The 14,985-nt window shown below is 53.6% G+C and carries 12 protein-coding genes and 3 pseudogenes; 10 read left to right on the top strand and 5 right to left on the bottom strand.

Features of this window, described 5'->3' with window-relative positions:
* Positions 1-159 precede the first annotated feature (159 nt).
* From PspS04_RS09885 to PspS04_RS09875, 3 genes are all read right to left on the bottom strand, one after another.
* A complete protein-coding gene (locus PspS04_RS09885; RefSeq protein ID WP_159994898.1) occupies positions 160-651 on the bottom strand; it encodes a copper chaperone PCu(A)C in 492 nt (163 codons plus the stop codon).
* 99 nt (positions 652-750) lie between these two features.
* Positions 751-2,910 (bottom strand): TonB-dependent receptor, encoded by a 2,160-nt coding sequence (locus tag PspS04_RS09880; RefSeq protein ID WP_159994896.1) that lies wholly within the window; start codon positions 2,908-2,910, stop codon positions 751-753.
* A gap of 18 nt (positions 2,911-2,928) precedes the next feature.
* Positions 2,929-3,378, bottom strand: a complete 450-nt coding sequence (locus tag PspS04_RS09875) for a DUF2946 domain-containing protein (RefSeq protein ID WP_159994894.1) — start codon at positions 3,376-3,378, stop codon at positions 2,929-2,931.
* A gap of 586 nt (positions 3,379-3,964) precedes the next feature.
* Between PspS04_RS09875 and PspS04_RS09870 the strand changes: the two genes are divergently transcribed.
* The 9 genes and pseudogenes from PspS04_RS09870 (at position 3,965) to PspS04_RS09840 (ending at position 10,882) form a co-directional block, all read left to right on the top strand.
* On the top strand, positions 3,965-4,276 hold the full coding sequence (locus PspS04_RS09870; RefSeq protein WP_159994892.1) for a hypothetical protein: 312 nt from the start codon (positions 3,965-3,967) through the stop codon (positions 4,274-4,276).
* An 85-nt stretch (positions 4,277-4,361) separates the two neighbouring features.
* On the top strand, positions 4,362-5,036 hold the full coding sequence (locus PspS04_RS09865) for a hypothetical protein (RefSeq protein WP_159994890.1): 675 nt from the start codon (positions 4,362-4,364) through the stop codon (positions 5,034-5,036).
* 289 nt (positions 5,037-5,325) lie between these two features.
* A pseudogene (locus PspS04_RS09860) lies at positions 5,326-6,420 on the top strand (IS630 family transposase).
* 488 nt (positions 6,421-6,908) lie between these two features.
* Positions 6,909-7,265 (top strand): hypothetical protein, encoded by a 357-nt coding sequence (locus PspS04_RS27680; RefSeq protein ID WP_237234971.1) that lies wholly within the window; start codon positions 6,909-6,911, stop codon positions 7,263-7,265.
* Between the two features lie 12 nt (positions 7,266-7,277).
* Entirely contained in the window at positions 7,278-7,598 is a 321-nt protein-coding gene (locus PspS04_RS27675) for a DMT family transporter (RefSeq protein WP_257792321.1), read from the top strand.
* A 22-nt stretch (positions 7,599-7,620) separates the two neighbouring features.
* Positions 7,621-7,769: pseudogene (locus PspS04_RS27670) on the top strand (FMN-dependent NADH-azoreductase); the annotation flags it as partial.
* 43 nt (positions 7,770-7,812) lie between these two features.
* Entirely contained in the window at positions 7,813-8,688 is an 876-nt protein-coding gene (locus tag PspS04_RS09850; RefSeq protein ID WP_112196182.1) for a LysR family transcriptional regulator, read from the top strand.
* 104 nt (positions 8,689-8,792) lie between these two features.
* Positions 8,793-9,959, top strand: a complete 1,167-nt coding sequence (locus PspS04_RS09845) for a pyridoxal phosphate-dependent aminotransferase (protein ID WP_153474626.1) — start codon at positions 8,793-8,795, stop codon at positions 9,957-9,959.
* Positions 9,956-10,882, top strand: coding sequence for an AEC family transporter (locus PspS04_RS09840; protein WP_159994888.1), 927 nt, complete (start codon positions 9,956-9,958; stop codon positions 10,880-10,882). Before PspS04_RS09845 ends, PspS04_RS09840 begins: the two co-directional genes overlap by 4 nt.
* 464 nt (positions 10,883-11,346) lie before the next feature.
* Here PspS04_RS09840 and PspS04_RS09835 read toward each other — a convergent pair whose 3' ends face one another.
* Positions 11,347-12,732, bottom strand: a complete 1,386-nt coding sequence (locus tag PspS04_RS09835) for a PepSY-associated TM helix domain-containing protein (protein ID WP_159994886.1) — start codon at positions 12,730-12,732, stop codon at positions 11,347-11,349.
* A 486-nt stretch (positions 12,733-13,218) separates the two neighbouring features.
* Between PspS04_RS09835 and PspS04_RS09830 the strand changes: the two genes are divergently transcribed.
* Positions 13,219-13,506, top strand: coding sequence for a c-type cytochrome (locus tag PspS04_RS09830; protein WP_159994884.1), 288 nt, complete (start codon positions 13,219-13,221; stop codon positions 13,504-13,506).
* A gap of 124 nt (positions 13,507-13,630) precedes the next feature.
* On the opposite strand, the pseudogene PspS04_RS28070 reads toward PspS04_RS09830, so the two are convergent.
* Positions 13,631-14,836, bottom strand: a pseudogene (locus PspS04_RS28070) (ISL3 family transposase).
* Positions 14,837-14,985: the final 149 nt, after the last annotated feature.

Genomic DNA, 14,985 nt, shown 5'->3' with positions numbered 1-14,985 from the left:
CCACTCCAGAAATTGCAATCAGAACTCGATGCGAGCTCGTTAGTGAGAATGCTATAAAATATGCGTTCAGGGCATGTCTCCACGCGACGCACATATTCTTGCGCGTTACAACGAGGGGGCTGCGCGGCACACCAAAAGCCCCCCCTGCCACCCTGAGTGTCAGTGCTGGTGGCCTTCGCTATGGCTATGGTCAGGTTGATGCTCCGTAGGGGCGTCCTTCTGTACGACGACGTCGACTTCTAGCGCACCGGCCTTTTCGAATATCAATGTAAGAGGAAAGTGCTCACCGGCTTTGGCTTGCTGTTTCAGATTGAGCAGCATCACGTGATAGCCCATGGGCTCGAATTTCACCTCACCGCCAGCAGGAATCTCTACGCTCATTACCTGCTGCATCTTCATCGCACCACCCGCATGTACATGCTCGTGCAACTCTGCTCTGCCAGCGACACGAGTAGTTGCAGAAAGCAGGCGATCAGCTTCGCTACCCTGATTTTTGAGAACGAAATACGCAGCAGCTGTTGGTGCCACCGCAGGGAGTTCACGTGACCACGGATGAACAATTGTAATGTCGCCGGACTGAAACTCGTGTGCATGAGCAATGTGCCCTAGAGACAGGAGCGAGAACGCCAGCAAGAATTTTTTCAGGAACATGGGGTTACCTATTCAGTTAGGCAGGCGGTACCTGAAATAGACGCCTACCGGGTTGGCTAAGTGGGGTAGCGTTAACGCTCACCCAGCGTTGTTACAGCATCAGTAACGCCACTGCACAGCCACTTCCAGGCTGCGTGGCTCACCCAGGTAATACTGGGTGTTGGTCTGATGAATGAAGCGCGCGTAGGTCTCATCGGTGAGGTTGCGCAGGCGCGCGCTCAGCTCGGTATGAGCGTCAAGGTCGTGCTTGATGGACAGTCCGTAAACGGTGTAAGACGGCACCCACATGGTGTTGGCCGTGTTGGCGTAGACCGAAGAGACGTAGCGCGCATCAGCCCCGACTTGCCACGCCGGAGTCAAATCGTAGGTCAGCCAGAAGTTCGCGACACGGTCCGGAATGTTCACCGGGTTCTTGCCTTTGCGTGAATGCACCACCCCGCCAACGGTTTCATTGAACTCGTCGTATTCGGCACGCACCCAGGCGTAGTTGCCGGCAGCCAGTAACTGCGGCGTTACCTTGAACGATGCCGCCAACTCGATACCGGTGGAGGTCTGTTGACCGGCCTGCTCCGTGGTGTTCTGCAGGGTGGAAGATGGTACGGAGATGTTCTTGCGCACGATCCGATAGGCCGCTGCCGTGGCCGATCCACGCCCCTCGAGAAAGTCGAGTTTGCTACCCACCTCGACCTGTCGGCTTGTGCTCAAGTCAAAGATACCGACTTGGCCGATGCTGGCGCTGGTCAGTGTTCCGCCTGGCGGCTCGGCGGACGTGCTGTATTGGGTGTAGACGCTGGCGGTATCGCTCACGTCATAGACTAATCCGGCCCGACCGGTGAAGGCGTCCCACCGGCGATTCAGCGTATTTCGAGCCGTATGATCAATCACTTCAAAATCGATATGGTCGTAGCGCAACGCAGTAACCAGCGCCAGGCGATCGGTCAGCCGCGTGCGGTTTTCCACAAATGTCGACGAAGTGTCCGTCCAGGTACTACGGCTCTTGGTACGGGGGGTATTCATGCCTGGAATGTCGAGAAAGTTACCTGGATCGAAGCCATTCGGATCTACCGCCGCCCCGAACTGGCTATTGATAGACAGCGGATAGATGAACTGTTTATTGCGGCTGTATTCCAAGCCGAAGGCCCAGTCACTGGCCTGACCGAACAACTCACCTGTATGCGTCAATTCCAGGCGATTACCGTTTACCTCTTGGTCATGTCGCTGGCGGTAGGCGCCAGAACGAGACACGGCAGTGTTGTCGCTATTGTAGCGATACACCTCCAGGTTTCGATAATCGCGCTGGCCATCGTAGTGATAGTAGGTATTGCGCAGTTGGGTGGCATCATCCAGACGGTAGTTGGTGATTGAGCGCAGCCAGCGAGTACGTTGTTCGTAACGCCCATCATCAACGTTGTAATTGTTGAAGCGGTTGTGTTTATCGATATGCAGCTTGCCAGTCAGCGGTTGCAACACCGGCGACCCCCAATACGGACTGTCTTCCTGCTCTTCCAGATACTCAATGGCGAGTGTGTGGGATAGCTGGTCGTTGACGTCGCTCAACAGCGAAAACGCGAGATTACCGGCTCCGTTCTCCTGACGATCGATGTAGCCATTGGTGTGAGTGCGGCTGTAGTCCAGGCGCGCATAGTGCCGAGGCCCATCTCCCTGGTTGAGGGCTTGATTAACGCCAATCGCAGTTTCCCAGGTGTCATAACGCGAATAGCTCATCCGCCCCTCGACACTATCCTTATCGCGGCTGGCCAGCCTTGTAATGAAGTTCAGGCTGCCGCCCACTGCCCCGCTGCCATTGAGAAAGGACGAGGGCCCGCCTAGCAGCTCTACTCGATCATAGATCCAAGCGCCGACAGGACGGACCGCGCCGCCAGATTGCAGATTGATACCGTTAAATAGCTGGCCGATCTGCCCACCGTTGAAACCTCGATAGGCTACATAACCTCCCCAGCCGGGGGGTGCAGAAGCATTCACCCCAGGCAACGCATTGGCCGCGTCCTGAAAGTTACGCGCCCCAATGCGCTCCATTGTCTGACGGTCGGCCACGCTAACTGATGCGGGGTTCTCGCGTGCACTCAGGTTGAGGCGCGAACCGCTGTCGATGGTCTTGTCCAGACTAAGAGCGGTTGCCTCTTTGGACTCGGCAGCAACAGCGGATATGTTGACGGCAGGCAGTTTCAGGGCGTCATCTTGCGCCCACGCAAGGGTGCTGCTACCGACGAGCAGCGTCAGAGTAGTCATGCGAAACATAGAGAACTTCCAGACTTTTTATTCGATAAATCCGCACGCTGCTTGGCATAACAGCCAAACTGGACGGGTAATTTCAGAGCGAGGGAAGTCCCAAGGGGATGCGCGAGGATTTGCCGCAGGCCAGCAATACCGATTTAGTCGCGAGAGTTGCACGTTGGGAAGAGGCCGTGTCTGGTCGGTAACAAGTAAGCCCCATAGACAAAAAAACGCGGCGAGAATAATGGCACTGAACAGGCTAACCAGCACGCAAATGGAGTCCGTGGCGATGATCGGCGTGACTAGGCCGGAATCATCAAACTGAGCATCCGCGTCGAAGTTGCCACCCATGGAACAAGACGGGCCATCAAGGCCAGCGAGTTGCAACCCGGCCATCTGACCATGACTGATGGCGCAGGTGAACGCGCTGAACAGGACGCATCCATAGAGAATCCATGCGACGAGAGAGCGTTCATTGCGCGCGATTTTCATAAGGCAAGACGTCACCACAGTAAGGTAAGACGCACAGTTCAGGTGGTATTAGTCTGCGCACCTAGCCCAAATCATGAACTTCGAACATAAGAACAAGCGCCAAGGTTTTTTCAAGCCTTGGCGCCTGATGACACCGCTTTAACCCTGCCAAGAGAAATCGCATGTCATGCACAAAGGTAGCACTCACCTATCGACGTTCTGCACTGCGACAACTTGCCACACCAAAAAGCATTCACCCGTATGACAGGGTGCACCAACGCCTAACTCGATGACTGAGGCAGATTGTCGCAGGCTCTGAGGTCAAAACCTTGAAGGCCGACTGATCAGTAGTAGCGAAACCGTTACGCATAGCAAAGAATAGGCCAAACATAAAAATCGTCAAAAATGGCGGAAATGATCAACGATTTGGCATTCCTAAGAACCCAGATTATTTTATAGTTATTTTACAGCCTGAAAAATACACACCCAACGAGTGAAGTCTTCATACAACTCGCAATAGATTCCGAGTTGATCTCATGTCATATCATTAATCTAGTTAGACACTCAACACTCATTCTGCGCGAGTAATTCCTCAGAGAACTTCACCATGGCAAAATTAGTACGCAGCATCATCGAGCTTGAAACTCAAATGGATGAGAGCCTACATCTTGAAATACTGTTGCTCTTGAATAATATTAAAAAGAATTCTCCTCGTTGTGTTGGCTGCAAATTTAAAAAAAACCCAAGCTCCCGCGAGTGGTTGATAGAGTTTGTTTGGTATGATGCGGCCTCCATGCTGGCTCATTTCTCCTCCAAGTCACTGCAGGTTCTGCTCAAACTCCTAGCATCCAGGTGTTCCAGACTATCTTTCGAAGAGTTTTCAAATACCACCGCATTAAGCTGCGCTGCCTCAGCGTAACCGTGAAAAAGGGTCTCCGGGCCACAACTCGCAAATAGATGCATCTTTCAACCATTTCACCCCATATCAATATTTGAGTACTGACATGTGTACCTCATACAACTATCCTCGCGTTCAATGTTCAAAAAAGCCACTCAACCTACTAAAGCCGATGTTATCGGCAATCTTGTTTTTGGTTATTTCAGGCTGTGCAAAAACACAACATCACGAAGAAACTGGCAATAAATTTTCGACCCCAACAAAATTGCCGTCCAGCCCCATTGCCCTTATCATCTCTGATTCAGCAACTGAAACGATCAAACAGTTGATTACCTACAATAACCATTATAAAAATAGCTGGACCGCGCGTTTTTACATGGACTCCATACGCCAAGCATATGTAGAGACTTCAGATCCTGCCTTGAGTTTAAACGGCGTCACCCAGTCACTTAAAAAACGCTTCGGCGAAGTGCGTAACAACCAATCAATTGAACAAGCTTCACGCAACAACTCGCCACTCATTGCAATATTAGATATAAAAACGCGACTTATTAACAACCGCTCTTCGGAACCGGAGTCATTTCTTTCACTGGAGTTCTATACACCAGATGGGCATTACTTGGGAACTGTTGAGTCCAACATCAAACTCTCATTAACACCCTTGTGGACAAACAATAAGCGTGCACAGGAAATCGTCGCCGAAATACGACAACAAGGAGAAATCCAACAACAAGCCCTTGAATTACTCGACCAGCGCTTGAGCAAAATACCCACAGAGTAGATGTGGCGCATTGTAAAAAATCAATAGCGGCCTAAGTCACTTTGCGTGGCAGCCACTTTACTTACACAAAAATAAAATCACCTAGATGGAGTCTTACTTTAAATACTGCCGCGCTCTGAATACATTGCATCGATGCGACCGATGACGCCGAGCGAAAGATAGTCGTCCACTGTGCCTGCTTCAATGTAGCCATACCCATGTGCTAAAACTCTAGTGTCCTTAGCGGTTAATTTATTTTCCTACAAGCGACGATATCCTAAGCGCCGAATGTCATGGATTGGTTATACATATGCCTCGGCCAGCTTCTCCCTTCGCTTTAACGCCTTCTGATCTCATTACCCTGCAAGATTGGATGAGGATGAGTACCCTGGGGAAGGCCCTTGTTGAACAGACTCGCATCCTACTTCTGTTGGGTGATGGAATGACACCCAAGGCCGTCATCGACCAGGTGCAGGTCACACGGCCGACGGTATTTAAGTGGCGAAAGCGCTATCTGGAAGCCGGAATTGAGGGGCTGGAGAATCTGCCGCGCAGCGGTCAACCACTCAAGCTTGTAGCCGGAAAAAAATCAACGAAATTCTCAGGCTGACGACCAAGCGCGTCCCTAAAAAGGCCACACATTGGAGCGTTCGCTTGATGGCCAAATATGCTGGGGTCAGCACGTGGCAGGTTCGACAGCTTTGGGCGGCTTCCGACCTCAAACCCCATCGTCTGAAGATCCTCAAAATCAGCAATGATCCCCATTTCTCGGACAAAGTCGGTCGACGTGGCTGGGCTCTATTTGAACCCGCCGGATAACGCGCTGGTGCTGTCGGTTGACGAGAAAACTGAGATCCAAGCTTTGGATCGTACTCAGCCGATGTTGCCGCTGCGCCCAGGTCAGATCGAACGCCGCACGTACGACTATAAGCGTCATGGGACAGCGAGCTTGTACGCAGCCCTCGACAGCATGACCGGCTAAGTCATCGGACGGATTACCCAGCGCCATCGCGCCAAGGAGTTTCTGGCCTCTCTGCACCAGATCGATCGCAACACACCAACTGGAATGGACTTGCATGCGCTTCTGGATAACAGCTCAACTTATAAAACTGCCTTCATCAAGTAGTGGCTGGAAAAGCATCCACGCTTCAAATTGCACTTCATCCCGACCAGCGCATCCTGGCTGAACGCCGTGGAGGGCTGGTTTGCACAAGTGGAAAGACGAGCGCTGTACAGGGGGCGCCTTCACCAGCGCGGCCGATTTGACAACAGCTATCCGTCAATTTATCGAAGCTCATAACGAGCATTCAGCCAAACCCTTCAAATGGAACAAAACGGCTGAGGCCATCATCAGTTACGCGCATAAGCAAAGCTGAGCGTGATAAAAAATAAGTTAATTGATTAACCGCTCAGGCCATTCGTTTCAAGCACTCCAGACTGCCCGATTGTTGAGTAACTGTTCGAACCTGCTGCCGGGGTTCACTCTGGCTGCTGCTCTTAGGCAGGCCAAGAAGCATTGGGGAAGAAGCTGCCATCGAAACCGAATAACGTAAAAACCTTGTAAAGGAATGTTGAGCGTCCGCTTACTAACGCAGGGTATTCAACGCAAAAAACGCTCCCTATGAACGACTGCTGATGAATCGTGGCGTGACAACTCATCACGCTTCGGAGCGCTGAACATAGACCCGATCAGCATAGAAGATCGTTGTTCTAAACGAGCTCAAATTTGGACAAGCATAGAACTTAATCAATATTTTCAGTGCTACTGCGTAATCACCTACCCAGTACGGTAAAATTTTGCTATTTACATGGTTTTTGGCAATAATCATAAATACAAACGCTGATCGAGGCCGTTCTAACCGCCCATGCTGGATATTCAGTGACTTATGTTCAATGGCATTTACGCCAAATTCAATTTTTTGTCGGCAGGCATTAATGGAGGGTCAAATCGATACCGAGTCGTTCACGGCGATACTGTTAGCCAGCGACGGCTTGTTTCTGCTTCTGATTTTGTTCGGCGCGGTGCAAGTCACAATGTTTACTTTATCCTGGACTCAAGGTGAACACTTCCAGAAGAACGTGGTAATCGGAATGCTGGTGGCAGCCTGCGGGTTGTTCGTGTTGTTGCTACCAAGCGCCAGTTCATCTCCCTTGGGTAGCCGCATTGCTAATGACGATTTCCGGCGTGGCGTAGGGCGCCTATTCAGTGTTCGGAAAATCAGCCGTGAATCCACTCGCGGAAACCGCTGACAATTTTGCGAGATGCCTCACCTTTCTGCTTTACTGGCTCCAGCAACCGTGTTCGGAGGTGGCCTTCACATGAGATTTCCCGGAGTGATGTACGCGCTTGCATCGGGTGTGTTGACATCAGGTTTTGGCTCTACGCTGTGGTACCGCATCGTCAGACATATCAGTTCCCAGCAAGCCGCCACTCTTCAGTTAAGCGTTCCAATCATTGTGTTGTTGGCAGGCGTACGAATTTTGAACGAGCCGATATCGCTGTACCTATTGATGATATCAGCCGTCGTACTTGGCGGTGTCACGCTGGCCTTATTGCCGTGCTATGCGACAACAGGTCGCTGATCAAGGAGAATGACTGCTAGCAGATCAGATCATCATTCGTGACGTGGCCCTCAATCCCATACCTCACATGGACGCAAACTTGCTGGGTGGCTGGATGATACCTGCTGGACAATGTAGCAAAACGAACAGCCATGCTTGGAACGCTCCAATAAGCTTACCAACGAGCTCCTGCCGCTGAGGTGTGCTTGCCGGCCGCAACACATGAGAGATCACTATGTCATTACGCGCGCTTCGTACCTTAATTGCTATCGCTCAGCACGGTTCATTTGCGCGAGCCGCAGACACAGTTCATCTCACACAATCAGCAGTGAGCCTGCACATAAAGTCACTTGAAGAGGAGTTCAACGCTTCGTTGTTTGACCGCTCGCGTCGATTGCCCGTATTAACCGACGCAGGCCACTTAGCGGTGGAGCGGGCGCGCGAGATCGTTGCACTTTACGACAGCATTGCTTCGGACATTGGAGGTGATCACGAGCTGCGGGGTCGACTGAAAATTGGTGCCATCCAGACTGCACTGGCCAGTGCGTTGCCTTTGGCCCTGGCCGCGCTAGCTGCCGAGCACCCACATCTACGCATAAACGTAGCCTCAGGCATGTCTGCCGAATTGGCCACGCGCGTAGAGGCTGGTGAGTTGGATGTCGCACTCACCACAGAACCTGTGAAACCGCACCCTTACGGTTTGGTTAGTACAACACTCTACGAAGAAGGCTTTTGGATCATTGCTCCGGGCTCATGCGCAGGTTTAGATTTTAGACAGCTACTTCAGCAACTACCGTTTATCCGCTTTGACCGCAGGGCATGGGCCGGGCGTACCATTGACCGGGAGCTTCGTCGGCTGCGCCTTCGCGTGCAAACCAGTATGGAGTTAGACAGTCAGGATGCGATCATCCAGATGGTTGCCAGTGGTCTGGGGGTGTCAGTGGTTCCACTTTCCAGCCAGAACCTCGAACAACTCAAACACCTGGAAGTCCAGCCATTCGGATCACCGCAAAAAACGCGTTGTGTTGTGCTTTTGGAGCAAGAAGAAAGGCCATTAGGTCGGCTGGCAGCGGCCCTGGCGGAGGCTGTCAAAAAGCACGCCCCCATGTAACGACTAATGAGTAAAACTTGTCGAAACATGAATTTTATATCGTTTTTACTTTAGGTATCGATTCCTTATCGTAGTGCCCATCCAATCGCATTTCGAAGGGCATCATGCACGGCAACGAAACTCCAACCAGTGCTTTCCAGTCACCCATTCTACTCATGGCCAAACGCGCTACCACCATGCGCGCTGAGGGGCGGGATGTTATTGACTTAACGCTTGGCGAACCTGATTTCAATGCGCCTGAGCACGTGCTGGATGCAGCGCACCTAGCGCTAGGCGCCCGTCTAACCTACTCCCCATCAAACGGTATTGAGCCGCTTCGCAAGGCTATCCGTATGCGGGCACGTGAAGACCGAGGATTAGATTTCGGTGATGATCAAATCGCGGTTGGGTGTGGCGCAAAACAGATCATCTTTAACGCCTTCCAAGCGACCCTTAAGCCCGGTAATGACGTTATTGTCCCCGCCCCTTACTGGGCCAGCTATCCCGCCATGATCAAGATGTGCGGTGCGCAACCGATCATTCTTCCGACTACCGCTTCGGAAGGATTCAGATTGACAGCGGAGCACTTGGCAGCAGGTCTGCGCCTGGCTAAATTGCCAAAGTGGGTAGTTCTCAATGCACCTGGTAATCCTTCCGGCTCTTTGTACTCTGAGACCGAGTTGCAAGCGATGGCTGAAGTTCTGCGCCATTACCCAGATGTGATGGTGCTGTCAGACGATATCTACGCGGAAATTCGATTCACCCAAGACCCTTATCTGACATTGGCATCGGTAGCGCCAGACCTGGCAGAACGTATCCTCATCGTCGATGGCGTATCTAAAGCCTATGCTATGACAGGTTGGCGTGTAGGTTGGGGGTGCGGCTCGAGGTCGCTGATTTCGGCGATCACTACCGTACAATCTCAAAACTGCACGCAGACCAGCACCTTGAGCCAACTCGCTGCGGTCGCAGCACTTGAAGGGCCACGAAACTTTCTTGCTGAGCGCAATGCGATCTATCGTCAGCGCCGAGATGCTGCACTTCATGTCCTCCGGTCGAGCGATAAACTGGAGGTATCGTGCCCAGAGGGTGCATTTTATTTACTTCCTCAGATCAAAACGGGTGTAGACGATCAAACTCTCGCGCTTGATCTGCTCGAAGTCGGCGTCGCAACGGTTCCCGGAAGTGCTTTTGGGCTGCCTGGCCACCTTCGGCTTTCTTTTGCTACGGACGAAGCTACGCTAGTTGAAGGGTGTAAACGGTTGGTTCGTGCGCTCGAGGCGTACTCGTGACTGCCGAACTTTTGATTGCCCTCGCGCCTATTGTCCTGCTGATTGCCATGGGCGCCTGGCTCAAGCGCAGTCGGTTTCTAGAAGACAGTTTCTGGGCACAGGCAGAGCGCCTAGGCTACTACGTTCTCCTACCCGCGCTATTTTTGCATGGTCTGGCGACCGCCAAATTGGACAACGTGCCAGTCCAAGGGATGATCATGGCGCTTGTACTCTCGACGATCATGGTCGCACTGCTGATGGTCGGCGCCCGTGGGATCATTAAGGGTAACGACGCAGCGTTCACTTCCGTCTTCCAGGGAGGGGTGCGTTTTAATAACTACGTGGGCGTCTCAGTGGTGGCCGGCTTGTTCGGTGCTCAGGGCATCGCTCTGGCTGCCGTAGCCAATGCGGCCATAGTGCCGACCGTGAACATTCTGTGCGTACTGGTGTTCGCGCGTTACGGCACAGGTGGCAGGATGTCTGCGGGCAATGTTGCCAAGCAGTTGGCACTGAACCCACTGGTACTCGCCTGTTTCGGAGGGATACTGCTTCAGGCACTAGGATTGGGCCTGCCTGCCGGCATTGAGCCGATGATTAAGGCTTTAGGGCAGGCATCCTTACCACTGGGCTTACTGTGTGTAGGGGCAGCACTTGAGTTGGGCTCTGTGCGCAGCTGGATTCGGCCCGTCGCATATTCATCGGTGGTCAAGTTCATGATCATGCCACTAACCACGCTGTGCGCATGTCATGTGTTTGGATTAGACGGCAAAGCAGCAATAGCGGCATTGCTCTTCCAGGCACTGCCTACAGCCTCGTCGTCCTACATCATGGCGAGACAGCTAGGTGGAGACGCACCTCTCATGGCGGGGATAATTGCCAGTCAAACTTTGCTTGCAGCACTAGCACTTCCCATTGCAGTGATCGTTTTGATTCCTTGGGTCTGATGTTCATGGTCTTCAGCCTGGAAAGCTGGAGTTGATGCGAAGACTGACCTAAAAATTTAACGCATCCGGTAAATTTGTAACGCTTGAGTCAGAGTAGTCGCGGTGAAGAGATAGCCATTCGATGGTGGCATCGGCACCCTAACATTGAACGGAGTAATGCCTACTCAACACAGACCGGCACCATACTCTCGAATGCCAGAAAGCAAACGTGTGTTCACTGGACGCTGACTCATAACATTCGCCGTGAATGAATGCTCACGGCGCGCCCCTGAAATGGAACGCGCAGTAAGTCTTGGAGATTCAACCTTTCGTCATACCAGCAAGTGTTTCTGCACTCCTCGTGAAATCTACAGCCATCTGGATCATTGCCTTCTTCAGCGAACCGATATAGATCTCAACATGGCGAACAGACTCAGCCATGCTCCAATCCGGCGGCGGTTTCCCATCAGGCGATCACGGTGCGGTCAGACCTTGTCTTCAGCAAGCGCGACCGGGCTGCGCATGACGGTCAGCCATGCATCCCAAGCGACCAGCACCAACAGGCTGGAACCCAATACAGGCAGTGCGACACCCAGCAACAGCGCGACGCTGACTACCGCGACTTGCGCGCCGCTGCTCAACGTACGCCAAGCGCTGAGCAGCGTGGCAGCCCTCCCCCCGCTCAGTGCTCGTGTAGGCCGACGGCGCCACCACATCAGGTAACCCATGACGACCAGCACCACCAGCCCAGTGGCGAACACAATCAACACCAACTGATTCGCCAGCCCGAACAACACGCCCATGTGGGCATCGATGCCCCAGCGGGTCAGCTTGGCTGCCAGTGGGTACTGGGCAAACACAACCTTGTCGACGACGGCCAGGGTGGCTGCGTCAATCGCCACGGCGTCGACCTGGGTTGGCCAACGGCGGTCAATCTCGGTGACGGTCCAGGCTTTGTCCGGTGCCGAGGACGGGCGTATTTCGACTCGGGCGGCATCAATCCCCTCAGCGTGCGCCTTGGCCAGCACCGTATCAAACAGAGAGAGGTCCAGGGTCGATGTGAGCATCGTCACGCCGGCCATGTGGTGTCCTGCATGTTCATCCGACGGCCTGTTCGTCGCGTGAGTCTGCCCCAGCGTGGTAGACACGCTGGGAGTGGACCAACCCCAGTAGGCTCTCAGTATGCCGATGTTGTCGCCCGCCCACTGGGACCAGGTCAACCCGGTCGCCGAGAAGAACAGCAGCCCCAGCAGCAGGCAAAGTCCAAGCGTTGCATGAAGCTGACGCAGGCCTTTTTTCGCTGGCCTCGTTGCAGGCATCTTTTTGCGGTGTTGTGCGAACCACAGCAGCAAACCGCCTAGTGCGGCGACCCACAACCAGGAGGCTGCCAGTTCGCTATAAATGCGGCCGATATCACCCAGCATCAGCCCACGATGGAACTGATCGATCCAGGTCCGCAGTGGCAGCACGCCACTGGTGCCATACACCTTCATGTCGCCACGCACCTGCCCACTGACGGGATCAACGAATATCGCACGGTATTCGGAAGGCCCCAGCTCAGGCATCGCAACTAACACGCGCGCAGTATCGCCCTGAGCAGGGGCAGGGCGCACCGCTGTCACCGCCACTGAAGGCCCCACCACTACCTGAGCTGACTGGACTATTTGCGCGAGGCTCAAGGACGGCCCTTGGGACTCGGTATGAAGAGCATGGTCGTAAAGGCGGCTTTCGATTTGCGGTGTGAGGGCATACAGCACGCCGCTGACCGCTGCCACCAGCAAAAACGGACCGACTAAAAAACCAATATAAAAATGCAGTCTTCTGATTAAAGCTTGCAGCGCACCTGGCGCTGGGTTTCCCGGTTTGGACATCAGGACTCACCACGTAGACATGCTTGCACAGCGCAATCAATGAGTCGCGCACGCACTTCAGAATTCTGGGCTGTGGAACTACTCGCAGAGGCGAGCGCCAACAGCCCAGTCAAGGCGCGATGCGCCATGCCTGGCGCACCACAAAAAAACGCCTATCCCTTTTCAGGGCACAGGCGTTTGATAACAAGACTCTAACCCTGCCAAGAGAAATCATCGCGTCATCCTAAAATTTAGCACGCAGCCGATGACGGGCGAGGCTGCGACAATCTGCCACATATAAAAGCATCGCCGCCCAAACTCAATGGTATTCAAGCCCCATCCACACGCTGCGGCAGAACGTCGCACTTTGGCTGTTCAAAGCCTCTCAATAGACTTGGATCGCGGCTGCCGTGAGAGCAAGCGGCAGCACGTTTCATACGCCACGGAGGGCATGCGCCACTTCGAGTGCGAGCTTTCTTATTATAAAAATACTCGTTGAGGTCAACCGTGAAAAAAATATTGGCTGCGGCCTTGGTATTCGCATTTTCTACTGCCCATGCTGCACAGGATCCTGAGGCGGTCTTCAATCGCTCCTGCACGATGTGTCACAGCGGCCAACTGCCTATGGCGCCGAAAAAAGGCGATAAGGTGGCCTGGAAACAGCGCCTGGAGCAAGGCAATGATGTACTGGTCAAGCATGTGACCGAAGGGTTCAACGCCATGCCGGCGCGTGGCCTGTGCATGAACTGCACTGCTGAGGATTACAAGGCAGTGATCGACTGGATGTCGAAGTAAGTGTGGCGCTTGAAGCCGCCTCTGAACTGCCCAGTTTGGTGGCCAAGCAGTCCATCCGCTCAAGCCTGCGCGTGCGCTGCAAAAAGTAGTCGTGATGTGGCCTCCCCCCCTAATATCAGGTTCTTCAAGGATTACCGGGAAAGACGCTCTTAATCTTCATGCAAAAGAATTCGCTATCCCGGTAACCGTACGCCATCTGCTTGATGACCTTTATTCGATTGTTTATTCCTTCCAACTGAACGGTGTGCATCGGCCAACGAACCCGGCTCACCAGTCCCCGCCAGTAACCCTTTAGCCATTTGGCGAACTGGACCAGAGCTGGTATTTCGCTTTCGTGCGCATGGCGCAGCCATTGCTTCAAGGCCGATCGCCAACCGCATGCAGTACTCGGCGTCCAGAGTGTTTTGAGTTCAGCCTTCATCAAATAGACCGTCATCAACGCTTGGTTAGCCGCCAGCAGACCCTCCAGTCGGACCTGTTGTTTCGGCGTTTTCCAGTTCTGCGGATTGCGCAGCAACAGCCATCGCGCCTCCTTGATGACCTTGCGGGCAGGCTTGTCGTGACGCAACCGGTTAGCCTCGTCGACGCGAACCCGATCAATCACCTCTCGGCCATATTTTTGGCCACCACATGGAACAGATCGTAGGCCACTCGCGCGTTAGGACATTGCTGACGAACCTCCAGGTCAAAAGCGGTGTTCATGTCCATCGCCACCGCTTCTATTCGAGCGCAACCCTCTTGCCCCAGTTGCTCGAAGAAAGGCCTGACCACTGCTCGGCTGCGGCCTTCACCGCCCCACAGCACGCGTCGTGCATCCGCATCCAGGACCACGCTGGCGTAACGATGACCTTTGAACAGGGCGAATTCGTCCATCACCAGACGTCGCGGTCGCCTTTGGCAAAACGCTCAACGCCGCTTGCAAGGCTCGACGCTACAGCAACCGAACGGTGCCCCAGTGCAGCCGAAACAGTTGAGCGACGTGCAGTGTGGGAAGGCGCTCGCAGGCTTGAATGACCGCCTCGGCCAAACGCCGCGTCATGCGGGCATAGCGGTCCAGCCAACTGACGGCCTCCATACGTTTACCGCAGTCACGACAGCCAACACGCCTGAGTAACAGGCTGAGGCGCAGCGTCCGCCCGAGAATTGGTAAATCCGGGACAGTTCGCTCGCAATACTCAGGCGTGATTGAACAGCGTTTTTGGCCGCCGCTACAGGAAGGGAAACGGGTGGCGTGGGGAATCAGGTCGTTCTGAATCGCGTCGCCATCAGGCTTGATCGTGACAACAGAAAAGCCCTCCCGAAAAGGAACGAACGTATTAATATCGTGCATAAGAACGCCGGTTTTTTAGATGTGTTTGCTCGCACGAACATCATCAATCAAATCGGCGTTCTTGTTTCTGTGTTTCTCGGGATTCCGTGAAGAACCAAAAAAAGCCCCGCTACCGAATAGGGCACGGGGCAAAACATTGGTTGGATGCG

The organism is Pseudomonas sp. S04 (assembly GCF_009834545.1).
Classification (GTDB): Bacteria; Pseudomonadota; Gammaproteobacteria; order Pseudomonadales; family Pseudomonadaceae; genus Aquipseudomonas.
This window is presented reverse-complemented; position numbering and strand designations above follow the sequence as displayed.

What these genes read in the sequence shown, in the direction of transcription:
- PspS04_RS27675 (WP_257792321.1), top strand. Translation starts at nt 7,278, where the DNA reads ATGCCTCACCTTTCTGCTTTACTGGCTCCAGCAACCGTGTTCGGAGGT.
- PspS04_RS09865 (WP_159994890.1), top strand. Translation starts at nt 4,362, where the DNA reads ATGTGTACCTCATACAACTATCCTCGCGTTCAATGTTCAAAAAAGCCA.
- PspS04_RS27680 (WP_237234971.1), top strand. Translation starts at nt 6,909, where the DNA reads ATGGCATTTACGCCAAATTCAATTTTTTGTCGGCAGGCATTAATGGAG.
- PspS04_RS09845 (WP_153474626.1), top strand. Translation starts at nt 8,793, where the DNA reads ATGCACGGCAACGAAACTCCAACCAGTGCTTTCCAGTCACCCATTCTA.
- PspS04_RS09850 (WP_112196182.1), top strand. Translation starts at nt 7,813, where the DNA reads ATGTCATTACGCGCGCTTCGTACCTTAATTGCTATCGCTCAGCACGGT.
- PspS04_RS09835 (WP_159994886.1), bottom strand. Translation starts at nt 12,732, where the DNA reads ATGTCCAAACCGGGAAACCCAGCGCCAGGTGCGCTGCAAGCTTTAATC.
- PspS04_RS09880 (WP_159994896.1), bottom strand. Translation starts at nt 2,910, where the DNA reads ATGTTTCGCATGACTACTCTGACGCTGCTCGTCGGTAGCAGCACCCTT.
- PspS04_RS09875 (WP_159994894.1), bottom strand. Translation starts at nt 3,378, where the DNA reads ATGAAAATCGCGCGCAATGAACGCTCTCTCGTCGCATGGATTCTCTAT.
- PspS04_RS09885 (WP_159994898.1), bottom strand. Translation starts at nt 651, where the DNA reads ATGTTCCTGAAAAAATTCTTGCTGGCGTTCTCGCTCCTGTCTCTAGGG.
- PspS04_RS09870 (WP_159994892.1), top strand. Translation starts at nt 3,965, where the DNA reads ATGGCAAAATTAGTACGCAGCATCATCGAGCTTGAAACTCAAATGGAT.